Source organism: Clostridium sp. JNZ J1-5 (assembly GCF_053901425.1).
Map to the genome: position 1 here is coordinate 1,786,173 of NZ_CM132773.1, position 19,222 is coordinate 1,805,394.

General features: G+C 28.9%; 18 protein-coding genes and 1 tRNA gene. 14 read left to right on the top strand and 5 right to left on the bottom strand.

What is annotated here, in order from left to right; all coding sequences use genetic code 11:
• Nucleotides 1-27: 27 nt before the first annotated feature.
• Nucleotides 28-846 (bottom strand): pur operon repressor, encoded by an 819-nt coding sequence (gene purR, locus ACWW38_RS08625; RefSeq protein ID WP_456260360.1) that lies wholly within the window; start codon nucleotides 844-846, stop codon nucleotides 28-30.
• 238 nt (nucleotides 847-1,084) lie between these two features.
• On the opposite strand from purR, the gene murC reads away from it, so the two are divergent.
• The 7 genes from murC to ACWW38_RS08660 all read left to right on the top strand — a co-directional run bounded on the left by murC (nucleotide 1,085) and on the right by ACWW38_RS08660 (nucleotide 6,562).
• Nucleotides 1,085-2,464: a UDP-N-acetylmuramate--L-alanine ligase gene (gene murC, locus ACWW38_RS08630; protein ID WP_456260361.1), complete on the top strand. Its 1,380-nt coding sequence runs from the start codon at nucleotides 1,085-1,087 to the stop codon at nucleotides 2,462-2,464.
• 251 nt (nucleotides 2,465-2,715) lie between these two features.
• Nucleotides 2,716-3,033 carry a hypothetical protein gene (locus ACWW38_RS08635; RefSeq protein ID WP_456260362.1) on the top strand — a complete coding sequence of 106 codons (318 nt, stop codon included), beginning with the start codon at nucleotides 2,716-2,718 and terminating at the stop codon, nucleotides 3,031-3,033.
• 184 nt (nucleotides 3,034-3,217) lie between these two features.
• A complete protein-coding gene (locus ACWW38_RS08640; RefSeq protein WP_456260363.1) occupies nucleotides 3,218-3,424 on the top strand; it encodes a hypothetical protein in 207 nt (68 codons plus the stop codon).
• Nucleotides 3,425-3,490: 66 nt separating this feature from the next.
• A tRNA-Pro gene (locus tag ACWW38_RS08645) sits at nucleotides 3,491-3,566 on the top strand.
• A gap of 90 nt (nucleotides 3,567-3,656) precedes the next feature.
• On the top strand, nucleotides 3,657-5,003 hold the full coding sequence (locus ACWW38_RS08650; protein WP_456260364.1) for a [Fe-Fe] hydrogenase large subunit C-terminal domain-containing protein: 1,347 nt from the start codon (nucleotides 3,657-3,659) through the stop codon (nucleotides 5,001-5,003).
• A 171-nt stretch (nucleotides 5,004-5,174) separates the two neighbouring features.
• Complete coding sequence (locus ACWW38_RS08655; RefSeq protein WP_456260365.1) at nucleotides 5,175-5,699, top strand: phosphatase PAP2 family protein; 525 nt, start codon at nucleotides 5,175-5,177, stop codon at nucleotides 5,697-5,699.
• 206 nt (nucleotides 5,700-5,905) lie between these two features.
• Nucleotides 5,906-6,562, top strand: a complete 657-nt coding sequence (locus tag ACWW38_RS08660) for an HAD family hydrolase (RefSeq protein WP_456260366.1) — start codon at nucleotides 5,906-5,908, stop codon at nucleotides 6,560-6,562.
• Between the two features lie 45 nt (nucleotides 6,563-6,607).
• Here ACWW38_RS08660 and ACWW38_RS08665 read toward each other — a convergent pair whose 3' ends face one another.
• Nucleotides 6,608-7,537 (bottom strand): TIGR01212 family radical SAM protein, encoded by a 930-nt coding sequence (locus ACWW38_RS08665; protein WP_456260367.1) that lies wholly within the window; start codon nucleotides 7,535-7,537, stop codon nucleotides 6,608-6,610.
• Nucleotides 7,538-7,685: 148 nt separating this feature from the next.
• A complete protein-coding gene (locus ACWW38_RS08670) occupies nucleotides 7,686-8,795 on the bottom strand; it encodes a hypothetical protein (RefSeq protein ID WP_456260368.1) in 1,110 nt (369 codons plus the stop codon).
• Between the two features lie 155 nt (nucleotides 8,796-8,950).
• Here ACWW38_RS08670 and ACWW38_RS08675 point away from each other — a divergent pair, with 155 nt between their 5' ends.
• Both ACWW38_RS08675 and ACWW38_RS08680 read left to right on the top strand, forming a co-directional pair.
• Nucleotides 8,951-10,006 (top strand): YkvI family membrane protein, encoded by a 1,056-nt coding sequence (locus tag ACWW38_RS08675; protein WP_456260440.1) that lies wholly within the window; start codon nucleotides 8,951-8,953, stop codon nucleotides 10,004-10,006.
• 87 nt (nucleotides 10,007-10,093) lie between these two features.
• A complete protein-coding gene (locus tag ACWW38_RS08680) occupies nucleotides 10,094-10,984 on the top strand; it encodes a radical SAM protein (RefSeq protein ID WP_456260369.1) in 891 nt (296 codons plus the stop codon).
• 24 nt (nucleotides 10,985-11,008) lie between these two features.
• Here ACWW38_RS08680 and ACWW38_RS08685 read toward each other — a convergent pair whose 3' ends face one another.
• The gene (locus ACWW38_RS08685; RefSeq protein ID WP_456260370.1) at nucleotides 11,009-11,683 is read right to left on the bottom strand and encodes a phosphatase PAP2 family protein; all 675 of its coding nucleotides are present in this window, start codon (nucleotides 11,681-11,683) and stop codon (nucleotides 11,009-11,011) included.
• Between the two features lie 34 nt (nucleotides 11,684-11,717).
• Nucleotides 11,718-13,517: a heme NO-binding domain-containing protein gene (locus ACWW38_RS08690; RefSeq protein WP_456260371.1), complete on the bottom strand. Its 1,800-nt coding sequence runs from the start codon at nucleotides 13,515-13,517 to the stop codon at nucleotides 11,718-11,720.
• A 197-nt stretch (nucleotides 13,518-13,714) separates the two neighbouring features.
• Between ACWW38_RS08690 and ACWW38_RS08695 the strand changes: the two genes are divergently transcribed.
• The 5 genes from ACWW38_RS08695 to ACWW38_RS08715 all read left to right on the top strand — a co-directional run bounded on the left by ACWW38_RS08695 (nucleotide 13,715) and on the right by ACWW38_RS08715 (nucleotide 19,220).
• Entirely contained in the window at nucleotides 13,715-15,496 is a 1,782-nt protein-coding gene (locus ACWW38_RS08695; protein WP_456260372.1) for a SpoIID/LytB domain-containing protein, read from the top strand.
• A gap of 57 nt (nucleotides 15,497-15,553) precedes the next feature.
• Nucleotides 15,554-16,192, top strand: coding sequence for a cysteine hydrolase family protein (locus tag ACWW38_RS08700; RefSeq protein ID WP_456260373.1), 639 nt, complete (start codon nucleotides 15,554-15,556; stop codon nucleotides 16,190-16,192).
• Nucleotides 16,193-16,442: 250 nt separating this feature from the next.
• Nucleotides 16,443-17,054 (top strand): DUF3298 domain-containing protein, encoded by a 612-nt coding sequence (locus ACWW38_RS08705; RefSeq protein ID WP_456260374.1) that lies wholly within the window; start codon nucleotides 16,443-16,445, stop codon nucleotides 17,052-17,054.
• A gap of 118 nt (nucleotides 17,055-17,172) precedes the next feature.
• Nucleotides 17,173-17,973, top strand: coding sequence for an aminoglycoside adenylyltransferase domain-containing protein (locus ACWW38_RS08710; protein WP_456260375.1), 801 nt, complete (start codon nucleotides 17,173-17,175; stop codon nucleotides 17,971-17,973).
• 287 nt (nucleotides 17,974-18,260) lie between these two features.
• On the top strand, nucleotides 18,261-19,220 hold the full coding sequence (locus ACWW38_RS08715) for a calcium/sodium antiporter (RefSeq protein ID WP_456260376.1): 960 nt from the start codon (nucleotides 18,261-18,263) through the stop codon (nucleotides 19,218-19,220).
• Nucleotides 19,221-19,222: the final 2 nt, after the last annotated feature.

A 19,222-nucleotide genomic window follows, 5' to 3' on the forward strand; every position in this document is an offset into this window, starting at 1 on the left:
AAAAAAGAAATAAATTTTTAGAAAATTTTATTTTTTATGAATTTTATCTGGATATAGTACAGGATTTTCATCTTCATCAATTCCACTAAACTTTATAATTGATACATAATCCTGTACTAATTTTTTATCAGTGTTAATGTTATCTATTAATACACCTATTCCTGTAAGTTCACTTTCAAATTCCTTTAGCAAGTTTATTATACCTAAAGCTGTACCTCCAGCTTTCATAAAGTCATCTATAAATACACATTTACTTCCTCTATGTATAGATTTCTTAGAAAGAGACATAGTCTGAATTCTTTTACTAGAGCCTGAGACATAGTTAATTGAAACAGTTGGTCCCTCTGTAACCTTATTGTCTCTTCTTACTATTACAAGATTAACACCTAACATCTTAGCAACTTCATATGCTAGTGGTATACCCTTTGTTTCTATTGTAACTACATAGTCTATTCCTAATCCTATAAATTGAGATGCCAATATAACAGCTGCTTTTTGAACTATTTGAGGATTATACATTATATCGCTAATATACATGAATTCTCCTGGTACTATTCTTTGCTTATCTTGTAAAATTATACATAGTTCTTCCGCAAATTTATTTGTTGTCTCATCAGAAATTCCGCAAATATATTTTATTCCACCTGCAGCCCCTGAAATAGTCTCTATATTACCCATAGATAGCCTGTGTAGAGTTTCTCTAACTACCACGATGTCTTCACTAATTGTAGACTTAGCCGCATTAAACATTTCAGTGAATCTATTTAAATTAATTACCTTATTAGGATTTTCTATTAAAATTTTCGTTATAGCTGTAATTCTTTGATTTCTATTAAACTTTTGCATGTTTCTCTCCTAATATAAAAATTTTACGAATTTTAAATATAATAATTCTTTTATTATTCATTATTTTAGTCCAATTATTTCATATTATCAACAACAATTTTCAGTATTATAACTTTTAATTAATATTTTATACTAAAATTTATTTTATTATTTATAATTAATGTATTGATTTTATGAAAAGTTGTATATAATGGTTAAATGGGGTTATTTTTTATCAATCTTTAAGGAGTTGATTAATTTGTCATTTAATTTTTTAAAAGATACTAACAAAAAAATACACTTTATAGGTATAGGCGGTATAAGCATGAGCGGTCTCGCTGAAATACTTTTAAATAATGGATATAAAGTATCTGGCTCTGACAGAGATGAGTCAGAATTGACCTATAATCTAAGAAAAAAAGGTGCTGAGATATACATAGGACATAGTAGTGATAACATTAATAATGTTGATCTAGTAGTTTATACTGCTGCTATTCCTGAAGATAATCCTGAACTTGTAATAGCTAAAGAATTGAATATTCCTATCATGGATAGAGCTGAATTCCTTGGTCATGTAATGAACGGTCATAAATATAATATAGCCATTTCAGGAACTCATGGTAAAACAACAACTACTTCTATGATTTCCCACATAACATTAAGTGCTAACCTAGATCCTACTATTCTAGTTGGTGGTAACTTAGATGCAATAAACGGAAATGTGCGTGTAGGAAATAGTGAATACTTTATTACAGAGGCGTGTGAATATAAAGCATCTTTCTTAAAATTCTACCCTTATATAGGTATTATTCTAAATATCGAAGCTGATCATTTAGATTTTTACAAAGATATAGAAGATATCCAAAATACTTTTATAAAATTTGCTAAGATAATACCTAAAGATGGATTTTTAGTAGTTAATGCTGATGATAAGAGATGTCTATCAGTAGCAGAAAAGGTTAATTGCAATATAATTACTTTTGGAATTAACAATGGCCATATAAGAGCCAAAAACATTGTTTATAATAATGGATGCCCAACTTTCGATGTATATAATAAGGAAGATAAGCTATTCACTTTAACACTAAATGTTCCTGGAGATCATAATATTCTTAACTCTTTAGCAAGTATAGGTGGTTCCTTAGCACTAAATATAGACAAAGAGTATATACTAAATGGACTTTCTACATTTCACGGAACTCACAGACGTTTTGAATTTAAAGGTAAAACCAATGGTATTACTGTAATAGATGATTACGCTCATCATCCTACAGAAATTAAGGCAGCATTGAATGCCGCCAAAAATTTCCCTCATAAAAGAATTTTCTGTGTGTTTCAACCTCACACTTATTCTAGAACTATAACTTTATTTAATGAATTTGTCGATTCCTTCTCTAATGCAGATACCTTATTGTTAGCAGATATTTATGCAGCAAGAGAAAAAGATTTAGGGATTGTAAGTTCTGATGCATTAGGAACTAAGATAAGAGAAAAAGGTGTTGACTGTAAAAATTTCCACAGCTTTAATGACATAACAAAGTTTTTGCAAACTGAACTAAGGGATGGAGACTTACTTATTACAGTTGGAGCTGGAGATGTATATAAAGTTGGAGAAATGTTTTTAAATAACGCAGTTTAATAGAAGAAGATATATAATTGCAAAAAGCAATTATATATCTTCTTCTATTTTTTTATATTTTTATTCTAAATTTCATTCTAAAAATTATTACTATTAAAACGCCTCTAAATTAATCTCAGTTTTACTACATTAAAATTATTTGGTAATAATATTTTCACGTAATACTTTAAGATATTAATAAAATTAAAGTGTAAAAAATTGAAAATAGGGCAAAAATATTAATGATATACTTTTAGGAGGCGGATGTTATTATGTATACATTTTTAGTTTCTGCATTAATAGATGTTGTTCTAATATTTGTTTCATATTATATATTTAGATCTGTAATAAGTGGTCCTACTAGGCATAGGATATATGAAAAATACCTAAGCTCTTTCGCAAAATTCGTAATATATGCATTTATTATAACTTTATTGATAACAGGGCTTAGTGCTTTAATTCTTTACAAAACACGTTACATAGTTTATCTCAATGTAATAGCCCCATCTCTAGTTTCTATTTTTGTTGGTTTTATAATTTCATTAGTTCCAACCCGTGGTACAGGTGATAAGAAAGAAAAAAACATTTAACTCAATCATTACTAAATTGTTGAAAATAATATACTTAAATTGAAAGATTATATACCATAACACTTTATTATGGTATATAATTTATTTATATACCATTTTAATTATAACAATAAATTGTATGACATTTTTTCTACTTACAAAAATCTTTCTCTTTATAAGAAACTTGAGATGAGGAGAACTAAAAATGCTTGATATAATAACTATAATTGCTAACATACTTTTAGGAATGAACATTATCGGCACATTAGCTTGTGTACTATTATTTATAATAGTTACAATATCTAAATCATATTTGTTAAGAAATGTCCTGTCTAAGGTTTGCATTCTATTTATTATAACTTGGTTTCTAAATATATCATGTAATGTTTTTATTCTTATTAAAGCTTCTTAAGCTAAAAAATAATATAACTACTATATTGACTTTTTTATACTAGCATTATATAATATTATTCGTTGACGGGGTATAGCGCAGATGGTAGCGCGCGTGGTTTGGGACCATGAGGCCGCGGGTTCGAGCCCTGCTACCCCGACCAGAGAGTTGTTTTGAACAACTCTTTTTTTGTTTTTTGGTATATAACTTGAATGCATCGTAAAAAATAATTCTAAAAAAAGGAGACTGCTCAATGAATAATAATTACGATGCTTTATTCAAAACATTAGTAAAATCATATTATGATAACACTTTTGAAGAAACTGTACTAAATTTGCTCTCTGGGGAAAGTTCAAAAAAAGAACATTTAGGTAAAATCATTTCTTTCCTTTGTGGAGTTGATATAAAATATGATGATAACTTTATACAAAATTTAAAGAAAGCTATTGCAAGCTATGAAATACGTCATAAAATAGTTCATAAAATTAATGATTGTTCTATGGATTGTGCAGATAAAAGCGGTAAAACCATGTGCCAAAAATCCTGTCCCTTTGACGCTGTATTAGTAGATGAAAATACAAAAAAAACTTATTTATCTCTTGATAGGTGTACAGATTGTGGCTTTTGCGTAGATGGTTGTCCTACTGGCAGCATATTAGACAAGGTTGAATTTATTCCTCTCATAGACTTACTCAATAAGGAAAATATGATAATCGCTGCGGTAGCTCCTTCAATTATTGGCCAATTTGGAGATGATGTAACTATAGATCAGCTTAGATCTGCTTTTAAAAAAATTGGTTTTGCAGATATGGTAGAAGTAGCTTTTTTTGCAGATATGTTAACAATAAAAGAAGCAATAGAATTTGATCATCTAGTAAATAGTGTAGACGATTTTATGATAACTTCTTGCTGCTGCCCCATGTGGATAGGTATGTTAAAGAAGTTATTTAGTGATTTACTTCCATATCTCTCTCCTTCTGTATCCCCTATGATAGCAGCAGGCAAAGTGCTAAAGCGACTAAATCCTAATTGTAAAGTTGTTTTTATCGGCCCTTGTATTGCTAAAAAATCAGAAGCCAAAGAAGAGGATTTAATAGGTGTTATAGATTATGTACTTACCTATCAAGAGCTTAAAGATATTTTTGATGCTCTTGAAGTACATCCTAGTGAGATGGAAGAAGACTTAGCCACCGAATATGCTTCTAGAGAAGGTAGACTTTATGGCCGTACTGGTGGCGTTTCAATAGCGATTTCTGAAGCTATCGAAAACTTATTTCCCGAAAAAGCTAAAGTATTAAAGGTCATTCAAGGAAATGGCGTAAAGGATTGCCGAGAAATTCTAACGAAACTAAAAAATAAAGAATTAGATGCAAATTTTATTGAGGGTATGGGATGCGTTGGAGGATGTGTTGGTGGCCCTAAAGTAATTATTCCAAAGGAAATGGGAAAGGACTTTCTAGATAAATTCGCTGAAGACTCAGAGATTTCGGTTTCCCTAGATAATAAATGGATGAAAGATATTCTAAAAAAGCTAGACTTAAACTCCACAGAAGATTTCAATAATAAAGAGAAAATTAAAATTTTCCTTAGAGATTTTTAATATGATCTTCTCCTTAACCCCCCTCTAAATTAAAACTTAGAATTTAACATTTACTTAAAGTATTATTAAAACTTGCCTTATAGAATTAATATGAAAACCAAATTATGTGTACTATAATACGTTAAGTAAATATGTTAAAATTGTATTGATGCTTTTTGAGGGGGTACCATTTTGAATACTATACTAAAGAAAATTCTCGATAGAGATCGAACATTATTAAAATTAGTTAATACTTCTATGAAGTGTAGAACATTAGACTTTATTATGCCTCCTATAACTTATTTAGGGTCTATAGGTTTTTCCATATTATTTTGTTTAGCAACTTTATTAAATAATAATAAGATTGTACATGCACTAGGAATTAATACTTCTATAACTTTAATAGTTACGACTTTAATATCTAACTTAATTAAAACTTCAGTTAATAGAATTAGACCTTTTTTAAAATTAAGTAATCTCAATATAAAAAAAATCGGAATAGATGACTATTCCTTTCCTTCTGGTCATACTACAGCTGCTTTTTCTATGGCAATTTCTACAGCTTTATTTTACCATAATATAGCCATTATAAGTATTATTCTTGCTTGTTTGGTGGGAATATCTAGGATGTATCTTGGAGTTCATTATCCTACAGATGTACTAGCCGGAAGTTTTCTTGGATCTATTACTTCAATTTTAGTGTATAATATTATATAATGTTATATAAAACAATCCGTTGCCTTAATTTGCAAAAACTAGGTCATGTTTTAAGAGATTGTTGATTTTGTATAATAAGAAATTATAATGAACTCAACAATCTTTAAAACAGCCTAACGTACTAATGGAAAGTTTTAAATGAATGTAAAAATCAACATTCATTTAAAATAGATCCAGAAACTAATATACTAGACGAGGTGTATCTAATGTTAAACAATATAAAAGGAGCCATATTTGATATGGATGGAACCTTGATTGACTCAATCTGGGTATGGATCAAAATAAATATAGATTTTCTTGCAAAAAGAAATATAGAGTGCCCTGACAACCTAAAGGAAGAAATAGAGCATCTAAGCTTTGAAGAAACAGCTGTATACTTTAAAAAGAAATTCGGTCTGTCTGATAGTATTCAGGAAATATGTGATGAATGGAATAACATGGCTTTCGAAGAATATAAAAATAGAGTTAAACTTAAGCCAGGTGCAAAAAATTATTTGAACATATTAAAAGCATCAGGTATAAAAATAGGACTAGCTACAAGCAATTGCCGATTGCTCTTAGAAACAGCGCTAAAAGAAAATGGGATTTACCATTACTTTGATGCAATTACAACAACAGATGAAGTATCAAGAGGTAAGCAATTTCCTGATGTATACCTCCTTGCAGCAGAAAGATTAGGGGTTTCTCCTAAAGAATGTATGGTTTTTGAAGACATACTTCCTGCAGTTATAGGTGCTAAATCAGCTGGAATGAAAGTTATAGGAATTCATGATGAGAATTCTAAACATCAAATGGATGATATATCAAGTATTGCAGATAGATACGTATATGAATATTCAGAACTTATAAAGGATGCCATTTAAGAGGCTGTCTCAAAATAATTTTTAAAAATTATTTTGAGACAGCCTCTATTTTTTATAATTTTTTCCCTGATATAAGCCTTCTCTCTCTAACTTATTATCAATAGCATTTAATACTTCCCATTTTTTAAGACTCCACATTGGTCCTATCAATAAACTTCTTGGAGCATCTCCCGTTAATCTATGTATTACTACATTTTGTGGGAGCAGTGTTATTGCTTCACATATTAGATCTATATATTCGTTCTGCTCTAAAAATTTTAACTTACCTTGCTCATAAAGTTTAACTAAGGGAGTACCTTTTAATAAATGAAGCAGATGTAACTTTATCCCTTGTATATCTTTATTACTTAGATACTTAATAGTATTAAGCATTTCTTCCTTTGATTCACCTGGAAGCCCAAATATAGTGTGCACTACAACATCTATATTTTTATTTCTAAGTCTATTTAATGCATCTTCAAATACACAAAGCTTATATCCTCTATTTATTAACTTTGCAGTATTTTCATTTATGGTTTGAAGTCCTAATTCCACCCAAGTATAAACTTTATGACTAAATTCCTCTATTAATTCTATTACATTGTCATCTAAACAATCTGGTCTGGTGGCTATTGCAAGAGCAACTACTCCTTCTTGATTTATAGCTTCTTCATACTTACTTCTCAACTCTTCTATACTCCCATAAGTATTTGTGTAAGCTTGAAAATAAGCTATATATTTACCACTCTTCCACTTTTTCTTCATTACAGCTTTTATATCGTTAAATTGACTATCTATAGAGAAGTTTCTGTCCCCAGCAAAATCTCCTGAGCCTCTTTCACTGCAATATATGCATCCACCGTTACTTATTGTTCCATCTCTATTAGGACAAGAAAAACCCGCATCTAAGGATATTTTAAATACTTTCTCTCCAAAATTTTGTCTCAAAAAATAATTTAAACTATAATATCTTTTATTTCCCCAATTCTCTTTCATTTATATCTCCTTACTATAAAAAAGCTCTTTCGTCACTTTTGATATATCTTCCATACTCCATTTAATTGAAACTCTACACCAGAACACCTACTTTATAATAAAAAATGCCCATAGTTATTATACACTATAGGCACTTTTATTTAAAATTCTACTCAGCTTTTTTTATTTTAAAACTTTTAAGATCTAATTCCCAATCACCTACATACTCATTGTTTTTATCCTGTTCATTTTTAGGAAGTACTCTATAAAGCATTTTTTCTTTTTCAAATCTCATAAAGATTACATCTACTTTTCCTAAAGGGTATTCTTCTTCAAATTTTGTTTTTATAAGATCTCCACTTCCTACATTGTAGACTTTAATGCTTTTATTATTTCCCTTAGTATATTGGACTGCTAAAAGTTTTTCGTCTTTAGAAAATACCATATTTTCTAACTTTCCGTTTTCTATAATATCGCAGGATATTAATTCTTTACCTATTGGTTTTTCCTTTAAATTCTTACCTTCTGCACCACCTTGTTGATCTTTTCCTCCTTGTTGATCTCCTTGATCTCCTCCACCTTTTTTAGATCCTCCAGCTCCTCCTTGTGTAGATACTGCATCATCAAAAGTTAAAATCCCAACAAATGTATTATTGCTACCAACAGTAGATAATGCTATTAGATCTCCTGTATAATCTAGAGTTATAATCCCGTAATTATCTTTAGGTATTACCTGACTTTTCATTTTTGCATTATCATCTTTAGAATATGCATATTTAGGAAGTCCATCAAATTTAGTTACCAAATAAGTCTCAACAGAGTTTTCTTTTCTTATTCTTATTGAATCAAAATCCTTAAATGCCTCTTTAAAATTTGAGGTTTTAATCTCATTTATTTTATAATCTATACCGTCTTTAATTACTTTAATTCTATAATCTAGTACTTGAGTTTCTGGATTACTTGCATTTGATTTTACAACTTTTACTCTAAAGCTTCCCTCTCCTCCGCTTTCAATCATTTCTTCTGTTTTATAACCTTTAATTTTTAAATCATTTGGTTTAATTTCACCAGTATTACTTTTGACTTTCTCTGTTAATAGCCTAGAAGCTTCATCATATTTTTCATCTGTAATACTTTTAATATAAGCATCTACAATTTTATTTGCTTCTTTAATATCAAACCTATCTTTTTCTCTAACATTTTCAGCCTTTTTTTGTGTACATCCTATAAACAGGAATATCATAGCAATACTCAAAATACAGCTTATATATTTTTTCATGGCGTTTATCACCTATCTTTACAATTTATAATTCAAAATAATATTACCCAAATATATTTTCCCACTAAACAAAAATTTAATTTATATAATCATTATTTTTAATAAATTTTATATATTTATAAAAAGAAACTTATTATCAATATAATGGAGGTATTATCTTGAAGAGGAACTTAAGCCTAACTTTTCAGTTAGCAGCTGTATTTATCGGTACTATAGTAGGAGCTGGTTTAGCTTCTGGTGAAGAAATAACTTTGTTTTTCACTAGATATGGTTACAAAAGCTTTATAGGAATCTTAATATGCATGGGAGTATATATTTTTATGGGTTTTAATGTAATACATATAACTAAGAAATATAATCTAAAATCCTATAATGAATATGTTAGGATGGTAAGTCCCGGTTTTTTAGGACAAGTTATTGACATAGTAACATGCTTTTTTTGGCTTTGTAGTGCTTCCATAATATTAGCTGGAAGCGGATCATTAGTCAGCCAGTATTTTCATGTTTCAAGATGGTTAGGTACTGTTTTAATGTGCTCTATGTCGGTATTTGTGCTCCTAAGAAATACAAATGGCCTTATTGAAGTAAATTCCCTTGTAGTTCCATGCTTAGTAATTATAGTTACTACTATTTTCATTTTATTTATATCTTTATCTAAAGAAATAGTTAGTATTTCTTATTTTAAAGCTATTCCCGCGCATAAAAACACTTGGTTTATATCATGTTTATTATATGGTGGATTTAATATATTATCCTGCAGTGGAGTTCTTGTACCATTAAGCAGCGAAATTAAGAATAAGAAATCCTTAAAAACTGGTATAGTTTTAGGTGCTATTGGGCTTACAATCTTAGCAATTATGATTAATTTTATGCTTCTGCTTAGTGTTCCCAATATCTATAAATATGATATTCCATTACTTTATATAGCTCATAGATTCGGTCCTTTACTCCAAATAATGCTTCTTGGAATTATGTGGCTTGAAATGTTCTCAACACAAGTTTCTGACATATACAGTCTAAGTAAAACTTTAGAAAATACATTTAAGATTCCATATAAAGTAGGTGTTATATTATTAATGCTGCTTACAATACCAATATCTAGATTAGGTTTTGTAAAGTTAATAAGTTATGTTTATCCGGCGTTTGGTGCAATTAGTCTAGTTTTTATACTTCAATGTATTATTTTTAGATTAAAAGAAAGATCAAAGTAATAAACTCTACTATCCTTAAATGGTTGACAGTCTTAATCATTAAGATTAAATTTAACATTAGGATGTACTAATGAAGGATGTGAATTTATGCTAGATAACTGCTCTCTTTGTCCCAGAAATTGTAATGTAAATAGATTAAATGGACAGGTTGGTTTTTGTAACTCTTCGCAAAATTTAAAGGTTGCCAGAGTTTCTCTCCATCATTGGGAAGAGCCTTGTATCTCTGGAAATAATGGTTCTGGAACAGTGTTTTTTTCAAATTGCAACCTTAAATGCATTTTTTGTCAGAATCATGTTATAAGTAACGATGGTATAGGCAAAGAAATTTCTATTGAAAGACTAAGTGAAATTTTCTTAGAGCAACAGTACAGAGGTGCCCATAATATAAATTTGGTTACTCCTACTCACTTTGTCCCTCAAATAATTGAAGCTCTAAAACTATCGAAGCTTAATGGATTAAAAATTCCAATTGTATATAATACAAATAGTTATGAAAACATAGAGACTATTAAATTATTAAAAGGACATGTAGATATATATCTCCCAGATCTTAAATATTATAAAGATGAATATGCCATAAAATATTCTAATGCTCCTGGTTACTTTGAGAAAGCTTCAAAAGCAATTAATGAGATGTTTTCGCAGGTTGGTGAAGCTGAATTTTATGAAAATGGATTGATGAAAAAAGGAGTTATAGTAAGGCACATGCTGCTTCCTGGACTTCTCTTTGATTCAAAAAAAATAATAGATTATCTATATAATACATTTGGAGATTCAATTTTTATTAGTATTATGAATCAATACACACCGACTAATAAAGTATATAAATACCCAGAAATTAATCGTCCTGTAAACTCTAAACACTATGAGACCCTTATAAACTATTGTCTATCTCTTGGAATAACTAACGCCTTTATTCAGGAAGAGGGAACTGCATCTGAAAGCTTTATCCCCGACTTTGATTTAAGAGGTATATAAAATTCAGCAAAAAACCTTAGCAGATTATTCTGCTAAGGTTTTTACTTTTTCTTTAATCTTATCTCTTAAAACATAATTTACAAACACTTCTAATCCAAAATATAAGCCACTTCCTAATGCTATGCCTGCTACCACGTCTAATAAATAATGTTGTTTTACAAACATAGTTCCTAATATTATAAGTATAGCTATTGTTATACAAATAGTCTTTCCTAGTATATTTATCTTCTTTGAACTAGATGTATACATAGCCACTAGAAAAGAATTTAAAACATGTATGCTAGGCCAGCAATTATAAGGGTTATCTCTTCCATAAACCCATAAAACAACTTTATCTAGAAAATCCCTATTTTCTACAAAAGGTCTTTCAACATAAGTAGGATAAATATAATATATTAAATAACAAATAAGCATTCCTATAACTAGGCTAGATAAAAGTTTAAAGTACTTTTCCTTATCTAAAATACATAAAATAATCAAGAATGTAGCTACAAAAGGATACCACGAGGCATATGGTAGTATAAATATCTTACTAAAGGGTATTAAATCATCTATTGGAAGTTTTAAAATATGCAGATTTCCTCTATACCTATTTAATATAGGGTATATCATACTCACTATAGGTATTGCAAGACACAAAGATAGCCTCTTTAATATTTCTAGCAATTCACAACCTTTTTCTTTTTTTAATTGCTGCATAAACTTTTCCCCCTAGTAAGTAGTTACTTTATTACTAAATCTTATACTTAGATAACTCCATCTTAAATTCTTCTGTTAGCTTCTTAAACTCAGCAATATTTCCAATTAAATTCATAATTTCATTAGTATAATTTGAAACATTAGCACTAACTTCTTCTGATGATGCAGAATTTTCTTCTGCAATAGCTGATAATGATTCAATATTTTCATATATTTTTGATATAGAATCAGCTTCTTTATCTAGTTCATTTATAGTTTTTATCATTGAAGCTGCAACGGTTTGAACTGATTTTGTAGCATCTAAGCTTATATCTCTAACTTTTTCAAGGTTAGTAGTTTCATTCTCAAGTATATTATACTGTATTCCTATTCTATCTACTAGTACATTTATTTCATTTACAAATTGAGCTAAATTAGAATTAATTTCTTCTACTGCTCCTTGAGTTTGTTCTGCAAGCTTTCTAACTTCCTCTGCGACTACTGAAAATCCTCTTCCAGCTTCACCAGCTCGGGCTGCTTCAATAGAAGCATTTAATGCTAAAAGGTTTGTTTGCTCTGAAATTTGAGAAACTATTGATACAATATTTGTAATATTATTTGCCTTCTCTTCTAATTGTATGCCCTTATCCTTAACTTCTTGGAATTTTTGAAGACTATCTACAATGTTTTTACTTGTACTTTCAACATTTTCATAGCTATTATTAATTTTCCCAAGTGCAGCTTCAAGTTCTTCTTTATTAGTATTCTCACTATCAACAATACCTTTTAAAGTTTCAATATTTCCATTAAGTATGGATGCTGCGTTCTGTGTGTTTTCAGCTTGGCTTACAGCTCCATTAGCTACCTGTTCAACAACCCCCGAAATTTCTTCTGATGTTCTCTTCATAGAGTCTGATATAATATTTATATTACGAACAAAAGTATTCATTTCATCTGTTACACCTTTGAAGCCGACAAAATCAGCTCTAACAACTTTTCTATGATCTTTTAGAAGATCATATATGTTTTCAAAGAAGTCACCTGTGACTATTTGTCCATCTTCTGTGTAATTATTTGTATTTATTTTTTTAATTTCTTTTTCAATAATATTTCTAGGCCTTATTAGCATTGCTGTAGCAAAATAAGATATAACTGCTGGAACTATAGATACAATTATGTATTTTGGAATATCACCGAAACCTAATACTGGAATGTTAATTAAAGCAGTGATTATTGCCGTAAATACCCCAACTTTTCCAGGAACATTCTTTATAAATCCAAATGATAAAAACTTATTAAATTTATATACTTTTTTATAGAATATTTCTTTTTCAAAAGTAAATTCTAGCTTCAATATTCCTTCTCTTTTTTCAACTTCCTTAACTTCTAACTTTTCCTTAAAAAATTCTGCACTTCCATCTATTAATCCTAAACAATAATCAAACATTTCTCTGTTTGAATTATAGGTAAATATAGCCTTGTTACTTGATATAGGCTTAATATCTACAATTGGAGGTTTAGCTCCTGGAAACTTTTTAACCATTTCAACATGTATGTCGAATAATGATTTAAGAAAAGAATATAGGTTTTCATGATCAAAAAATGCTGGAAAATCATTAAAAAAAGACAATATATTATCCTTTCCTATTGTTCTCCAAAGTTCATTTATGGACATATCTTGCTCTTTTGCAATATATCCAATTACTTTTCTAACCTCACCATCATCAACATTTTCAGCTGGTGAAAAAATTCTTCCTGATTTCCAACCTACAGAATTCATTGCGTCACTTACTACATCATCATTATATATCTTTCTACATGTCTTAAGCCATGTAGCAACTACAGTTCCTTTCATTGTCATCCCTCCTAAATAAGTGGATAAATTTACAATCTATTCTACGAATTACATCTTACTCTATATTATATATCATTACAATTGTTTTGTTAATTGCCCTATTATAAAATTTATTTTATATAGAATTAAGCTGTAATAAATATTACATTATATGGATATCATTTTAATATAATTATAAGTTTAACGAGGTTAGAATCATGAAAAAATTTTTAATATCTTTATCTGTTATAGTTATCTTTTTAATTCTCCTATATCCCAGAAGAATAACTCATGCTGTATTTGTTAAAACTTATCCAACCCATTCTATAATGTATATAAATGGCAAACTTAAGAAAATTAACGTTTCCAACTTGAAATTAAATAAATACACAGTAGTTAACTTTAGATATAATATCTTCGGAATTCATAGCATTAAAGAAGTAAAACCCTTAACTAATAGAATTATGATTAAAAAAAATGACTATTATGATTTAGAAGCTACTGGCGATAAATCGCTGTCAAATAAAACAGTCTACTACAAAATTGATAAAAACAATACTATACATCTTGCTTCTAGTAAAGATATAATAGTTGGTAAAAATAATGTACACTCCTTTATAGACAAGAACAAGCTACAAACCTTTATTATATATCCATTGGATTATTCGGATACTAGAGTTGCTATATCAGATACAAACTTTCAGTCAATATATCATAATGATATAAAAATAAGTTGTACCTCTCCCTCCACCCTTTATACTTTAATTAATAAATTTTCCTTAGATATTCCTGCAAATTCTACTATAACATTCACCTCACATAAGGGTGAATTATTTATAAATATCGGATCTAAAAAGAAAACCTTTAAAGAAAGAATTTATCTAAAAGGTGGTCCTTTTACTATAATAAATATAACTAGAGGCTATCCTAGTTTTTCTCCTACTTACAATGGTATTTTGGAACTATATCCAACTAAGAATGGAATTATACTTATTAATGAAGTTAGTATAGAGGATTATCTTACTAAGGTAGTTCCTTCTGAAATGCCTATTTGGGGAGGACTTGAAGCTCTAAAATGTCAAGCCGTATCTGCAAGAACATACGCTATATCTGATATGTTAGGAAATCGATATGCAAACTTAGGCTTTTATGTAGATGATAGTACTAAAAGTCAAGTTTACAACAATACAAAACCAGAAGAAATTTCTAACCAAGCAGTAAAGGAGACTTCTGGTCTTATAATGACCTTTAATAATCAGCCAATAGATGCTAAATACTACTCTACCTCCTGTGGTACTGGAGTTAATTACAAAGATATTTGGTTTACTGCAGATGGTAATAGTGATTATAAGCCATATCTTAAAACATCAAGTTACTTAGAGGATACACTTCCTCTTCCCTCTTCTGAAGAAGATTGGCTTAAGTTTTATAAAGACATAAATATTAAATCTTTTGACAACAAATCTCCATATTTTAGATGGAATGTATCCTTTGATAATAGAACTTTAACAGAAAACCTAAATATAAATTTAGAAAAAATATTTAAAACATCACCTGAATATATTACTTTGTATACAAATACAGATAAGCAAAAAAAACTTAAAAGATTCCCCAAAAGGCTTAAAAATTTAAAAGACATAAAGGTTATAAAGAGAAGTAGTGGTGGCAATCTTCTAGAACTATCCTTTATATTTGAAAATGCAATTGTAAATCTAAGGAAAGATTCCTACATTAGGAGATCCTTTGGTAATAGTACAAGTATAAAAAAAATATATATAAATCGCCATAGTGGAAAACCTATAGAAAACTGGTCTACCCTTCCTTCATCATTTTTTTCCATAGAAAAAAATGATGATAAATTTATACTATACGGTGGAGGCTATGGCCACGGAGTTGGTATGAGTCAATATGGTGCTATGTATCTTAGTGAAAACAAACAAAATTTTAGGACTATACTTAATACCTATTATAATAATATAAAAATAGAAAAAATATATTAAAAAATATAGCCGTATAAATTATAATATAATGGAATAAATGTGAAAGGGGGTAATAAATTGAGTTTATACACTTCGCCAAACTGGTCCAGTTCTGCCTTAATTACAATTGATACTCAAAATGACTTCTCTCTTCCTGGGTCCATTTCAGAAATAAAAGGAACATTAGATATTTTGCCAAATATAAATAGGTTATTAGATGCTTATCGTAAAAAATCTTTACCTATAATCCATGTAATTCGACTATACAAGGAAGATGGTTCAAATGCGGATTTATGCCGTAAAAAATCCCTTGAGAAAGGTTTAAAAATTGTTATACCTGGTACTTATGGAGCTGAATTAGTCAGCTTAATAAAGCCTGAAAATTGTACCAACAATTTCAATTATACTGAGTTGCTGCAAGGAAACTTCCAACAAATTAGTAATAGCGAATGGTTGATGTATAAACCACGTTGGGGGGCATTCTATGAAACTAAACTTGAATACTTTCTTAATGAGCAAAATATTGACACCTTAGTGTTTACTGGATGCAATTTCCCTAATTGTCCTAGAACAAGCATATATGAAGCAAGCGAAAGAGATTTTAAAGTGGTGCTGGCTTCTGATGCAATGTCAGGCACATACCCTAAGGGGATTACAGAACTAGAAAACATAGGAGTTAACATTCTAAAAGTATCTGAAATACTTGGTTATATATAACAAAAATAAGCTATAATTTAAGATTATAATTTTGTAATTCTTAAATTATAGCTTACTTTTTTGTAACATTTAATCTTCTTCCCAATTTTGCTACCTTCTATATTTTTTATTATGATATTATGATTCACCTAACCTTAATCTATTATGTTTATAATAAATGAAAATCTAAAAAATATACTAAATTCTCCATTAACCTTATTCATCACCTTGAATAAAATATAAGTATAGTGTTAGATAAGGGGATGTTTATTTGTTCGGCATACAACTTCCTGTTGATATAACAACAGGGCATATAACTAAAAATAATTTAGATGTATATTATCCTATAGTAATAAAAATGTTTAATACTCAAGTACAAGATAAAATTAATACCATGATACTAGATACAGTAAACAAAATGATTGATTCTCAAGGTTATCATCAAAATCCAAATACAGAAATCTCTGGATCTTATGAAATTAAGACAAATGAAAGAGGTATTTTAAGCTTAACCTTAATAAATAACGCTTATTCTGGAGGCATTCATGGATTCGCCGTTATGAAAGCTTTAACCTTTGACATAAACACTGGAAAGCTATATACTTTTCAAGATTTATTCAAACCAAATTCAAATTATATAAGGATTCTATCAAACATAGTAGAAAAGCAGGTTAAGGATAGGAATATTTATTTACTTGGCCCTTTTATTAGTCTAAGGCCTAGTCAAGAATTTTATATTGCTGATAAATGTTTAGTATTGTTTTTCCAACTTTACGAGATTTCCTCCTATGCTTTTGGATTTCCTCATTTTCCAATACCAGTCTATGAAATTAAAAATATAATAAATGAGCAAGGTCCTTTAGTAAAAATGTTATATCTATAAATTGTGAATTTTTTATGATCGTAAAAGTCTTTACATATGGCTGTTAATAACGATCATAATTTTTTGCTTAAATATGGTATAGTTATAGTAATAATTAATTCAATAAAAGGGGTATATAATGAGTACTAACATTCCAGATATTATAATTCCACTTTTAAATGAATATGTAAGAAAATTAAAAACAGAGCTAGGTAATATATTCTATGGCTTATATCTTTATAACTCTATTGCTCTAGGTGCCTTCGATTCTAAAAAAAGTGATATAGACTTTGTAGTTATATTAAAAAAAGACTTTTCTATGCAAGATGTAAAACGGCTAGAATTCATACATAAAGGTCTATTAAAAAAATATCCTTATGCAAAAAAAATGGAGGGTATGTATATACCTTTTGAAAGCATAGGAAAAAGCAATGAAGAAATTAAGCCCTATTTTTTTATTGCTAATAGCAAGCTGCACCTGCAAGGTCCAGGCTATTATGATATAAACTATATAACTTGGTGGACTTTAAAATATAATGGGATTGCTTTTGATAGCCCAGGAATTAAGACTCTGCATATAGATGTCACTTGGGAAAACCTATTAGAGACATTGGAATATAATTTAAATGTATATTGGAAAAGTAAGCTGCAAAAAAACTTTATTTTTTTAATAGATTCTTATATAGAATTTTCTATTATGACACTCTGTAGAATACTTTATACCTTAAAAAATAAAACCATTATATCTAAATCTGATTCCATACAGTTCGCAATTAAAATCCTTCCCAGTAAATTTCATCTTATTCTGAAAGAATCATTACGTATTAGGGAAGATATCTCCAAGGCATCTCTATTTCGCTCTAGGATAAAGAGAGCTAAAGAGGCTAAAGAACTAATTGAATATATAATTGAGTATTGTAATTTTAAATATAAATTGTAGATGACTATCATTTTTAGATTAACTTAGTGGAATATTGTACTAATTCATCTTGAAAAAACCTTATAGTCATATTATAATAGACTAAAGAATATAATTTAATATAAACTAAAAGGGAGTAGCAATAGCATTTACCGCTATAATAAAGACAACAGTACGGCAAACGCCTGTCTTTATTACTCTAATATTTTGAAATTAGAGAGCAAGACTTTTAGTTTAATATATCTAGTGATGTATTAAACTAAATATCTTGCTCTTTTTATTTTATAATTTTAAGGGGGAATTTTTGAATGACATTTTTATTATTAATTTTAGGTTTTACTTTACTTATTAAAGGTGCAAACTATTTTGTAGATGGTTCATCTTCTATTGCAAGGATTTTTAAAATCCCATCCATAATTATCGGTCTTACTATTGTGGCTTTTGGAACCAGTGCTCCTGAGCTTGCTGTTAACATTAGTGCTGTAATGAAAGACTCAAGTAGTATAGCTATAGGTAATATAGTTGGTTCTAATATTGTTAATATACTCTTAATTCTTGGTATTACATCATTAATTAAGCCTGTTGATCTTACTTTAAGTACCTTAAAAAAAGACTTCCCATTTTTAATAATAACTACTTTAACTTTATCCGTGCTTTCATTAGATGTATTTAGAAATGATCTACCAACTCAACTATCTAGATTAGATGGTGCATTATTGCTTGGATTATTTGGAGTATTCTTCTATTATCTAATAAAATCAACTATTCGTTCTAAAGAAGCCTTAGAAAAAACTGATGTGAAAGATAGCATAGAAAAAAAATCTCTGCTAAAAAACATCTTACTTGCAGCTCTTGGTTTAACAGCAATTATTATAGGTGGCAATATAGTAGTTGAACAAAGTGTAATAATTGCTAGAAATTTTGGTATTAGTGAAAGAATTATTGGCCTTACAATAGTTGCAGTGGGTACATCTCTCCCTGAATTAGTAACATCAGTGGTTGCAGCTTTAAAAAATGAAAGTGAAATAGCCATAGGAAATATTATTGGATCTAATATATTTAATATATTGTTTATCCTAGGAATATCATCATTTATTAAACCTCTCCCAGTAGATGCTGGAAGTTATTTTGATATTATCTTCTTAATGGCAGCAACTCTACTAACTTATATAGTTTCTATGACTAAGAAAAAGGTATCTAGATCAGAAGGAGTTCTGTTATCCTTATTCTATGTTGCATATGTTGGCTATATTATTACTCAATTTTAATA